Annotated in this window: 7 protein-coding genes; 1 reads left to right on the forward strand and 6 read right to left on the reverse strand. The window is 70.0% G+C overall.

Annotated elements, in window-relative coordinates:
• The coding region (locus tag VF536_RS07810) for a hypothetical protein (protein ID WP_331614255.1) at positions 1 to 259 on the reverse strand (259 nt) is incomplete at its 3' end.
• A gap of 34 nt (positions 260 to 293) precedes the next feature.
• On the reverse strand, positions 294 to 1,871 hold the full coding sequence (locus VF536_RS07815) for a PLP-dependent aminotransferase family protein (RefSeq protein ID WP_331614256.1): 1,578 nt from the start codon (positions 1,869 to 1,871) through the stop codon (positions 294 to 296).
• Positions 1,872 to 1,925: 54 nt separating this feature from the next.
• Between VF536_RS07815 and VF536_RS07820 the strand changes: the two genes are divergently transcribed.
• Complete coding sequence (locus tag VF536_RS07820; RefSeq protein ID WP_331614257.1) at positions 1,926 to 3,614, forward strand: NAD(P)H dependent flavin oxidoreductase family protein; 1,689 nt, start codon at positions 1,926 to 1,928, stop codon at positions 3,612 to 3,614.
• A 4-nt stretch (positions 3,615 to 3,618) separates the two neighbouring features.
• Here the strand turns inward: VF536_RS07820 and VF536_RS07825 are convergent, their stop codons facing one another.
• From VF536_RS07825 to VF536_RS07840, 4 genes are all read right to left on the reverse strand, one after another.
• Positions 3,619 to 5,082 carry a M81 family metallopeptidase gene (locus VF536_RS07825; protein ID WP_331614258.1) on the reverse strand — a complete coding sequence of 488 codons (1,464 nt, stop codon included), beginning with the start codon at positions 5,080 to 5,082 and terminating at the stop codon, positions 3,619 to 3,621.
• Positions 5,083 to 5,104: 22 nt separating this feature from the next.
• Positions 5,105 to 7,135, reverse strand: coding sequence for a serine hydrolase domain-containing protein (locus tag VF536_RS07830; RefSeq protein ID WP_331614259.1), 2,031 nt, complete (start codon positions 7,133 to 7,135; stop codon positions 5,105 to 5,107).
• A 69-nt stretch (positions 7,136 to 7,204) separates the two neighbouring features.
• Complete coding sequence (locus tag VF536_RS07835; protein WP_331614260.1) at positions 7,205 to 9,211, reverse strand: serine hydrolase domain-containing protein; 2,007 nt, start codon at positions 9,209 to 9,211, stop codon at positions 7,205 to 7,207.
• 10 nt (positions 9,212 to 9,221) lie between these two features.
• Positions 9,222 to 11,208: TonB-dependent receptor (locus tag VF536_RS07840; protein ID WP_331614261.1), on the reverse strand; the 1,987-nt coding region annotated here is incomplete at its 5' end.

The raw sequence follows: 11,208 nt of genomic DNA on the forward strand, positions 1-11,208 counted from the left end.
TCGCCTCGAGGGCGCCGTCGTCGATGTCCACCGAGATGCGTTTGCCTTGTGCCATGGGACGGCATTCTCGCCGCTCGTTGCGCGGCATGCCGGCGCGGCGGCGGCCAGCGAGGAGCTTGTAGAGTGGCGCCCATGAACTTCCGTCTTCTTTCAGCCGCCGCGGTGACGCTGCTCGCCGTCCAGTGAAGAACAACGTCATGGCCGCCATGTCCGACTGGCGATGCGCCAAGGAACTGCGGTCGCTGGAGGTGACCTTCACGTTCGACCGGCCCTGACGCGGGACGGCGGCTGCTTCAAGGCCGCTTCGGCCCTGTCCGGCGACCGGACTGCCGCGCCGCCGCGATGGCGGCCTCGAGCCGTGGCAATGCTTCGTCGAGGGACTGCTCACCGAGCGCGCTGTCGCCCAGCAGCACGCCGGGCGCAACCTGCACGCGCTGGCAGCAATCGGCCACGAACTCAAGCCGCAACCCGCGCTGAGCCACCTCATTCGCCAGGGCGTCGGCGGGCACGTCGTCCGGCAGCCACCAGGTGAAGTGGAAACCGCCGTGTTCACCGCTGGTCCGCAGCGGCGCCGGTGCGACTGCCTGGCGCAAGGCATCGAGCACGCGCTCCCGCCGCCGCGCATAGACGGCCCGCGTGCGGCGGATGTGCCGCGCCAGTCCGCCGTCGGCCATGAAGGCGGCGAGCGCGCGCTGCTCGATCAGGCCGACCGACGGCCCCATCGCGCGGCACGCCGCGGCGAAGTCGGGCACCAGCGCCCGCGGCACCACGGCGTAGCCGATGCGCAGGTCGGCGAACATGGTCTTGTTGAAGCTGCCGCAATGGATGACGCGGTCGTCCTTGTCGAGACTCTTGAGCGCGGGCAGCGGCGCGCTGCGGTAGTTGAACTCGCTGTCGTAGTCGTCCTCCAGCACCCACACCGAACGCTCCTGCGCCCAGCTCAGCAGCTCGAGGCGGCGCGAGACCGGCATCGTCACGCCGGTCGGCGACTGGTGCGCCGGCGTCACGTGGACCAGCCGCACACCGGCGTGCCGGCGCGCCCGCGCGACCGAGAAGCCCGCCTCGTCGATCGCCACAGGAGCCAGGCGCCGCGCGAAGGGCGCAAAGATGTCCGCGGCGAGCGCGTATCCCGGGTCTTCGATCAGCACCTTGTCCGTCGCGCGCAGCAGCACGCGCGCCGCGAGGTTCAGGCCTTGGCGGATGCCCGCGACGACGATGACCTGCGCCGGATCGCAGGACATTCCCCGCGCGGCGCCGAGGTACCGCGCCACCTCCGTCCGCAGCTCCCACGCGCCGAAGGCATCGTCCTCGGCCGTCGCCCGCAGCCGCGTGCCGCGAGCCGCAGCCTGAAGATGGCTTCGCCACTCGGCGAGCGGGAACAACGCCGCATCGGCCACCCGCGCGACGAAGGTCGCATCGTGGCGGGAAGGGCGCGCGGTGGCGGAGCGGGGCGGCTCTAACGACATCGACATCGACGCTTGCATCGAGGGCTGCATCACCACCGCCTTCGCCGTTCGCGCCGGCCGTTCAGGGCGCAGGAACTGGTCGGGCAGCGTGGCGCTCACGTAGGTCCCGGAGCCGACGACGCCGGCCACGTAGCCTTCCGCGCGCAGCTGGTCGAAGGCAACCTCGACCGTCGAGCGCGCGACCGAGAGCCGCTGAGCCAGCGCGCGCGATGACGGCACGCGCATGCCCGCCTTGAGCGTCCCCTGCAGGATGGCCTCGCGCAGCAGTCGATACACCCAGGCCTGACGCGTCTCGCCATCGACGAGGGGCAGCGCGGGAAGATCGAATGGCGCTCCGCCAGTGCCGGTACCGGTCCTGGTGCCGGCGTCGACGGTGGGTCGACGGCTCAGAAGTGGCTTGCTCAAAAGGATGGAAGTGGCTGTTCCGAGGAGGCCACAGTGTAGGCAGGATCGCTGTCCATGCAAGTCCTCCACACCTCCGCCGACGCGTTCACCCTCATGCCCCACGGGGTGCGCGTGCCCATGGCCGATCATGCGAGCGTGCTCGATGCCGCTTTGGCCGCTGGCCTCTCGGTGCCGTTCTCCTGCCAGCGGGGCGTGTGCAGTTCCTGCGCTGCGGTATGCGCAAGCGGCGAGGTCGAACGTGCCGCGACGGCTTCGGCGAACGCGATCGATCCCGACCCCGGGCGCGTGCTGATGTGTCAGGTGCGCGCCCGTGGCGACGTCGTCCTGCAGGTGCCGGACTGGGTGCCCCAATCGCTCCCGAAACGGCTCACGCTGCACGTCTTGTCGCGCCGCGCGCTGAGCCCCGATGTCGTCGAGCTTGTGCTCGATCCGGGTGCCGGCCTCGCAACGCGGTCCGGGCACCACCTGCGCATCCAGTTGCCGGGAAGCGACCACCGCTGCTTCTCCATCGCCAATCGGCGCGTGGACGATCTCGATCCCATCGAGCTGCAGATCCGTCGCGTGCCGGGTGGCCACTTTTCCGATGGCTTGCTGGGTGAGCTGATGCCCGGCGATGCGCTGGAGGTCGAAGCGCCCTTCGGTGCCCCCGCGACGCTCGCGTCGGATGCGCCGTTGGTGCTGCTGGCCACGGGCACGGGCTACGCGGGCGTGCGAGCGCTGCTGCAAGCGGCGCTGGCCGATCCCGCGACGCCTGCTGTCACCCTTTACTGGGGCGGACGCCATGAAGCCGACCATTACGCCCGCGCGGAACTGGACGCGTGGGCGGCGGCCGACACCCGTCTGCGATGGCACGCGGTGTCACCGCAGGCGACCAAGGGACATGCGGGACAGGACGACGCCCTGCAGCGTCATGTGCAGGACCATGCGCTGAGGGACGGGCACGACTGGTCGTCGGTCCGCGTGCACGCCTGCGGCAATCCGGCGATGTTGCGCGACGCGCGTCTGGCGCTGCAGGCGGCGGGCCTGCCCGCCGCGCGCTGGTTCGCCGATGCCTTCGTCGCCAGCGGTCGCGAGGCCGCCACGCATGACTGGGAACGCAGCGGGCCGCATTTCGATCTGGCCGGCATCGTGTCGGCGCGGGAAAAGTCGATCGCTGCCGTGACCGACATTGCTGCCTTGCTGCGCCCCGGCATGTCGAGCGCCGAGGCGCAGGTGCTGGCCGACGCGCGGCTGCGCGCGATGGGCTCGCAGCGCAACTGGCATCCGACGATCGTGCGCTTCGGCGAGGACACGACCTGCACGTCGCGCGAGCCGGGCGATCCCGAGCGACGCCTGCGCGCGGACGACATCGTCTTCATCGACATCGGTCCGGTCTGGGACGGCTACGAGGGCGACTACGGCGACACCTTCGTCTTCGGCGACGACGAGGCCCACCTGCGCTGCGCCGAGGCGGCGCGCGCGGTGTTCACCGAGGCCCGCGCGGCGTGGGAGGCCGGCGCGAGCGGCGTGGACCTCTATGCGCTGGCCGAGGCGGCGGCCCTGCGGCATGGGTGCACGCTGGTCCGCGAGATGGCCGGGCACCGCGTGTCCGACTTCCCGCACGCGCTCTATGGCCGGCACAAACTGGCGCAGGCCGGCTTCGCGCCGGGGGACGGCCTCTGGGTGCTGGAGATCCAGGTCCGCGACCACGTCCGTCCGATCGGCGCGTTCTTCGAGGACGTGCTGATGTCGAAGACGTGCTGATGCGTCAACCGAACCCGTGCGGATCCGCCACCCTCGGCCAGTAGTCCAGCGACCTCAGCCGATACGGCGTGCGCGCGAAGTCGCAGTTCATCGCGCCGGGCGTGGTGACGTAGAGCACCGCCTTGGCGATGGGTGCGAACTCCGCATGGAAGTGCTGCGTCGACTTCACCACGATCAGCGCCTTGTTCTCCAGCGTCAGGCCCAGGCCGGTGAACGCGTCCGTGCCGTAGGTCTGCGTGCGGATCGAGCAGAGCACGATGTGCACGCCGTTCGCCGCCTCCACGCGCACGCAGGTGCCGAGCCGCTCGCGCGTGCCGAGCGCGGACTGGGTGTGGTCCTCGACCACCGCGCGTACCACCACCCGCAGGTCCAGCGGATCGCCCGAGGCCGGTCCGCACTTGCCGCCGATCCTCAGATCGAGCTCCGCACCCACGCCCGCGTCGCGGCAGATGTGCACCGCACCCAGGTCCCACAGGCAGCCGACGATCACATTGCCGATGCCGCGCTGGATGATGCGGCGCAGGAGGAAAGTGCTGTCGCACGGCGCGCCGCCGCCGGGGTTGTCGGCGATGTCGGCCAGCACCACCGGGCCTTCGCCCAGCGCGAGCGCGCGATCGAGCGCGCCGTCGACGTCGACCAGCTCCGGTCCGATCGCCTCACGCAACGCCCAGAACTCCCGGCCCAGTTGCTCCGCGAGTGAGTGCGCCAGCGCTGGGTCGTTGTCGGTCACCACCCAGAGCTTTGCGCCCGCTTCCGGCACGTCGCCCCAGGGGAAGCCGTGGCCGAGCGATATCGACAGCACGCCGGGCTCGTGCTCCAGCGTCTGCATGCGCGCGACGAAGGACTGCATCGGCTCGCGCGTCGTGTGCCAGAGCCCGACCATCTGGCAGTCGAAGGTCGCCGTGACCGGCCGGACGCGGCCCGCCGCCGTGTCGACGAGGATCCGGAAGAGCTCGTGCCCGCGGGGCTCCGCGTCGATGTGCGGGTACTCCTTGAACGCCACGATCGCCGTCGCCGAGCGCTGCATCAGCGCCGTGAGATGGCAATGCAGATCGAGCTCCAGCCCGATCGCGACGTCCGGTCCGACGACCTCGCGGATGTGCGCCGCGAGATCGCCTTCGCAATCGTCGTAGCCTTCGGCGGCCATCGCGCCGTGCAGCAGCAGTTGCACCGCGTCCACCGGCATCGCCGCGCGCAGGTCGGCGAGGATCTCGTCGCGCAGCGCCTCGTAGACCTGCCGCACCGTGCGGCCCGACGGCTGCGCGATCGCGCACAGGCTCTCGGCGACCTCGTGACCGTCGGCCTCGATCAGCTCGCGCAGGAAGCGCATGAAGGCGCCGGTGCCTTCGGGATCGCGACGGCTGGCGTCGCCGTGGAAGATCCCGTATTCCTCGAAACCGCCGAGCCCCGTCGGCGCCGGCGCGAAGGTGTTGGTCTCGGTGGCGAGGTGGGCGATGAAGAACTTCATGGGGCGTTCCGTGCGCAGGGGCTCAGTAGTTGAGGTTGAGGGCCATCAGCTGCCCGACCACACCGATCCAGACGATGCCCGCCAGCGCGAGCGCCACCAGCACGCCCCAGACGCGCGTCAGGCGCGTCGCATCGACGCGGAACAGCTTCCATGCAACCCACACGCCGACGATCGCCGCCGCCAGCGCGAACACGCCGCTCAGCTGCATCAGGCCGAAGAGCCAGTCGTTGCCGCCGTTGTAGAGGGCCAGGTCGGTGCTGAGCACCGGCATGATCAGCACGATCCAGGCCGTCACGTAGACCAGGTCCACGGCAACGGCGATGCGTTGCCAGCGGCGCAACTTCAGCAGCGCGGGCGACGCGCCGCTCGTGGCGCGGTCCGCGCGTCGCAACAGCGCGCCCAGCGGCCACGCGATCAGCGCGCTCGACAGCACGAGCAGCGACAGCCCCAGGATGCTCAGCGTCAACGGCGCCGAGCGCAGGAAGGGCGCTTCTTGCAGCACGGAGACCGGGTTCTCGCTGTCGATCACGGTCTTCACGCCGTCGACGTCGGCCAGCGCGAGCTCCTGCAGGCCGCCCTGCTTGCGCCACAGCTGCGGCGCGACCTCGCGGAAGGTGGCCATCTCGCCGGTCGGGCCGGAGGGCGCGAGGATGGTGCCGTCGGGATTGGCGGCGATCACCGTCTGGTTCATCAGGTACAGCGCGCTGAGGAAGCCGTGCTCGACGCGCCGTGAGGTCTGGTAACGCCCCGCGATCAGCTGCGCGTCCTTGGGCGCGGAAGCCAGCGCCGGGGCGTCGACGACGGGCTTGCCGGGGAAGTAGCGATCGAGGAAGCCCTCCATGAGCGCCTTGCGCGCAAGGTAGACCGCCGAGTCCTTCCCCCGGCTGTTGAAGGACACGAAGATCCCGACGCCTTCGTCCGGCAGCAGGCTCAGGTCGGAATGGAACACGATGGTGTCGCCGCCATGGCCGAGCAGCGTGCGGCCGTTGCGGAACTCCCGGAAGAAGCCGTGCGCCATCACGTTGAAGCCGGGCCGCGCCTGCGCGGACGGGCTGTGCATCAGCGCGGTGGTGGCAGGGCTCAGGATCTCCACGCCGTCGAGCTTGCCCTGCTGCAGGTGGGCGAGCATGAAGCGCGCCATGTCCGCCGCGGTCGCGCTGCCGCTGCCCGCGGGCGCGGTGACGACGAGCTCGAACGGCGAGGGCGCCGGATCGCTCGCCTGGCGGTAGCCCTTGGCGATGAAGGGCGCGAACTTCGCCGGCAGCGGCTGCGCCGTCGTCGAATGCTGCATGCCCAGCGGCTGGAAGATGTGGCGGTCGACGTAGGTGTCGAAGGGCTCGCCGGAGACGCGCTGCACGATGTAGCCGGCCAGCGCGACGCCGTAGTTGGAGTAACCCGGCGCCTGCCCCGGCGCGAACAGCATCGGGCGCGGATGCTGCTTGAGGTAGTCCTCGTTGGACGGCGCGAGCTTCGGGTCGTAGGCGAGCAGGTCCTTCAGGCCTTCCTCGAAACCTGCGGTGTGGTTCATCAGATGCCGCAGCGTGACCGGCTTGCCGAAGGTCTGCGGGATCTTGAAGTCGAGGTAGTCGTTGACGTCGCGATCGAGATTCAGCTTGCCTGCCTGGACCTGTTGCATCACCGCCGTCCAGGTGAACAGCTTGGACGTCGAGCCGGGTCGGACCATCGAGGTCTCCGCGCTCATCGGCACCTTGGCCTTCACGTCGGCGTAGCCGTAGCCCTTCTGGAACAGGACCTGGCCGTCCTTCACCACGGACACGACGGCGCCGGCGATGTCGCCCGCCTCCAGCGAGTAGGCGACGCGACCGTCCAGCCAGGCTTCGAGGTCGGCGGCGGTCAGAGCGACGGCGGCGCGAGGCGCCGAGGCTGATGGCGCGGGCGGCTCCGGCGTGGCAGCGACCTTGGGCGCGAGCGGCTTTTCGGGCGGGATCGCCGCAGGCTGCCCGCTGGGCTGCGAATGAGACAGCGACGCCGCAGACATTGCCAGCGCCAAGGTCACCAAGCCGGCGAGTCCGGCTCTCTTCATCGAGTTCATCGAGCATCCTTCAAGCGAAACAGGCGCGCCTTGTGGGCGCGCCTCGACTCCATCCCGGGAGCCTCGGGTTCAGAAGTTCTGGTTGAAACTCATCAGGTGGTGCGCCCCGCCGATCACGATGAGGACCGCGAAGGCCAGCACCCAGATCACGGCCAGCGCCTTTGCCGCCTTGCCGACGGCTGCGCCGCCCTTGAAGGCGAGCCGCGCCTGCCACAGCGACACGAGCAGTCCGCCGATGAACGCGACCAGGGTCAGGACTTGCGCGAGGGGCAGGACGACGCTCAGATCGCCGTCGCCTTCGAGGCGGGTGAACACCAGGGTCCACAACGCCACCGCGAGCAGCACCAGCACGCTGGCGACACGCACCGCCAGCAGCGGCCGGCCTGGCGCCACGACACCGTGCTTGCGACGCAGCACTGCAGCGACCGGCCACAGCAGCGCCGTGAGCAGCATCGTCACCAGCGAGAGCCCGGCCAGCAGCAGCGCGAGGCCGCCCGACAGCGCCGGGACCGGTTCGAAGACGAAGGCGAAGACGTAGGGCTCCAGGCCCCATCGAACGACGCGGCCGTTCTCGACGATGGCCTGCAGTCGGCGCTTGCCGTGCTCCTCTTCCCACAGATACGGCTTCACTTCGCGGAACACGCTGCGCGTGCCGGCCAGCTCCAGCGCGACGCGGCCGTCGTCCAGCGCCTGCACCTTCAGCGGGCTGAGCAGCGGCAGCAGCGAGAAGAAGGTCGAGTCCTCCCGCCGCGTGCTCTGGTACGAGCCGGCCAGCTGCTGTGCATGTTGCTTCGCGGTCGCGTCGTCGACCTGGCGCGGCGTCGCGGTGCGGGCGTCCGGCAGGTAGCGGTCGGCGAAGGATTCCAGCACCGTGTCCCGCAGCCACTTGCCCTGGCCGTCCTTGCCCGGCGAGTTGACCGAGATGTAGAGCCCGATGCCGTCGTCCACGAACAGCAGCAGGTCAGTGTGGAAGAGGATGGTGTCGCCGCCGTGGCCGACCACGCGGTGGCCGTTGATGTCGTGCTGGTAGAAGCCCAGTCCGATGCCGAGCAGGTCCGGCATCGGCTTCGTGAGCTGGCCGTGCATCTGCTTCACGGTCTCCGGCTTGAGGAGGCGCGACTCGCCGAGCTGCCCCTGCTGCAGGAAGGCCTGCATGAAGCGCCCCATGTCCGCACCCGTCGCCGACAGGCTGCCGGCGGGCGCCAGGCTGACGATCTCGAAGCCCTTGCCGGGGTCGCCCTGCTTCTCATAGCCCTGCGACATCAGCGGCGCCAGTGCCGGCGGCAGCGGCTGGCGGAAGGTCGCATGCCGCATGCCCAGCGGCGTGAAGATCTTCTGCTCGACGTAGTCGTCGAAGGGCAGGCCGCTGACGCGCTGCACGATGTAGCCGGCCAGCGCCGTGGCGTAGTTCGAATACCCCGGCCGCGCGCCCGGCTCGTAGAGCGCGGGCGGGATGTAGTCCTTCAGCACCTTCGCCAGATCGGGCGACTTGCCCGTGTAGGTGATCAGGTCGCGTGCCGTCTCCTCGAACCCGGTCGTGTGCGTGAGCACGTGGCGCAACGTCATCGGCTTGCCGTTGAACTGCGGGATCTTGAAGTCGAGGTACTGGTTGAGGTCGGCGTCCAGGTTGAGCTTGCCCTGCTCGACCAGCTGCATCACCGCCGTCCACGTGAACAGCTTGGACACGGAGCCGGGGCGGAACAGCGTGCGCTCCGCATCGACCGGGACGCGCCGGTCCCAGTCGGCGTAGCCGTAGCCCTTCTGGATCAGCGGCTGGCCGTCCTTGACGATGACGACGACGGCGCCCGGCACCTGCGCCATCTTCAGCGCGGCGGGCATCAGGCCATCGAGCCAGGCTTGCGTGTCGGCCAGCGTCATCGGCCGGGCGACCTCCTTCGCGGTGGCGGTGGCGGGCGATGTGGCGGCAGACGCGGCCGAAGCCGGCGCGGTCGCGGTGAGCGGCGCGATCGGCGGGGACTGGGGGCTGGTCGACGGCGACTGGGCCGATGCCATCGGCATCGTCGCGCCGAACGCGGCCAGCATCAGGGCGCCTAGGCGCAGGGTCAGTGGCTTCATGGATCGACGTTCAGAAGTTGTAGGTGACCGAGGCGCCGATCGTGCGCGGCTGCGCCGGCGTCGCGCGCAGCGGGCCGCCGAAGGCGGTGAGCGCCGTGTCGGCGCCGAGGATCGCGCGCTTGTCGGTCAGGTTGCGGACGAAGGCCGACAGCTGCCAGGCGCCGAAGTCCATGCCCCATTGCGCGTCGACCAGCGTGTAGGCCGGCATCACGAAGTTGGGGATGGAGGTGGTGTCGCTGTCGTAGCCCGCGTTGCGTTTGCCGACGCGACGTACCTGCAGGCTGGCGTAGGACGGCTTGCCGGCCAGCGCGAAGTTGTAGCGCGCGCCCAGGGACACGGACAGCTTCGCCGAGTTCGGCAGCTTCGCGCCGGAGGGGCCGAGGGCCGGCGCGTCTTCCTTCAGCTTGCCGTCGGTCCAGGCCAGGCTGCCCTCCAGGCGCCAGTCGTCGTTGATCGCATAACGCGACGCCAGTTCCAGGCCCTTGACCTCGGCCTTGCCGGCATTGCCCATCACCGTCGTCGCACCGAAGGCGAGCGGCTGCTGCAGCTTGCTCCAGCGGATGTCGAAGAGCGCGACTTCCAGCGACAGGCGTCGGTCCAGCAGGTCGGCCTTGTAGCCGGCCTCGTAGCTCCAGAGCGTGTCGGCCTCGAAGGAGGTCGGCGCGCCGGGGATGACCTGGCCGTTCTCGTCGATGGCCTGCGGGTTGGGACCGCCGGGACGGTAGCCGCTGGCGGCGCGGACGTACACGCTGCTCTGCTTGTCGAGCGAATAACGACCCGTCAGCAGGTAGGTGTTCGACCGGTCCTTGGACGTGGCCGGCTCCGGGAAGTCCGGGACCTCGTTGGTGAAGGTCTCGTACGCCTGCTTGTTGCGCGCCACGCGGGCGCCCAGCGTGAAAGACAGCGCCGAAGTCGGATTCCAGGTCACGTCGCCGTAGACGGCGTTCTCCTCGTAGCTCGCGGGCTGGCCCACGCGCACGAGCTCCATGTCCGCGTCGGCGCCGGTGGGGCGGCCCCACAGGCGCTGGTTGTAGTTGTTGCGTTCCTTGTTGTGATACAGGCCGATCAGCCATTCGACGGTGCCGCGCGCCGAGGTCAGACGCAGCTCCTGCGTCTCCTTGCGCAGCTTGGTGCGGTTGTCCAGCTGCACGAAGTCGAAGGCGCCGCCGCCCAGGATCTCGGTGGCGTCCAGCAGCGTGTCGCCGTTGAAGCGCTGGCTCGACACGATGGCGTTCAGGCGCGCCCAGCCGAAGTCGTAGTCGACGTCCGCCGAGAGCAGTCGCGTGCGGATGCTGTAGGGCTCGGCGATCGACAGGTCGTGCGTCAGGTCGCCGTGGATAGGCTTGCCCGTCGCGACGTCGTACTGGACCACGCCGGTGCCGTCGCGCTCGATCTTCTGGTCGACCGCGGAGAGGCGGACCTTCATCTTCGACATCGGCTCCAGCAGCAGCGAGATCCGTCCGCCGCGCGTGTCGCCGTCGTTGACATGCTTGCCCGGCGCCAGGCCGGAGGCCTTGATGTAACCGCCGTCATGGTCGTTGAAGGCGGCCACGCGCAGGGCGGCGACGCCGGCGCTCAGCGGCACGTTCACCACCGCGTTCTCCGTGTGGCCGAGCGCGCCGCCCTTGATGCCGCGCACGCCCAGGCCGACCTTGCCGGAGAACTCCAAGGTGTCGGGTTCGTTGGTGACGTACTTGAGCAGGCCGCCCATCGCGCCCGCGCCGTAGAGCGTGCCCTGCGGGCCGCGCAGCAGCTCGATGTGATGCAGGTCCAGCAGCGACATGTCGAGTGCGGCCACCGCCGCGCCGCCGAAGGCGGTGCTGGAGCCGTAGGCCACCTCGTCGACATAGGTGCCGACCGTCGCCGTGCCCGCGCTGCCCACGTTGATGCCGCGGATGCTGACCTGGCCGCGGCCCGGGCCGCCGTCGCTGCTGACGTCCACGCCGGGCAGGTTGCCGACGTAGTCCACCAGCGAGCCGGCGCCCGAACGCTCCAGG

The organism is Roseateles sp. (genome assembly GCF_036486225.1).
Taxonomy (GTDB): Bacteria; Pseudomonadota; Gammaproteobacteria; order Burkholderiales; family Burkholderiaceae_C; genus Roseateles.

Excerpts from the sequence above, each read along its gene's own strand:
- VF536_RS07820 (WP_331614257.1), top strand. The coding sequence starts at position 1,926 with ATGCAAGTCCTCCACACCTCCGCCGACGCGTTCACCCTCATGCCCCAC.
- VF536_RS07825 (WP_331614258.1), bottom strand. The coding sequence starts at position 5,082 with ATGAAGTTCTTCATCGCCCACCTCGCCACCGAGACCAACACCTTCGCG.
- VF536_RS07835 (WP_331614260.1), bottom strand. The coding sequence starts at position 9,211 with ATGAAGCCACTGACCCTGCGCCTAGGCGCCCTGATGCTGGCCGCGTTC.
- VF536_RS07830 (WP_331614259.1), bottom strand. The coding sequence starts at position 7,135 with ATGAACTCGATGAAGAGAGCCGGACTCGCCGGCTTGGTGACCTTGGCG.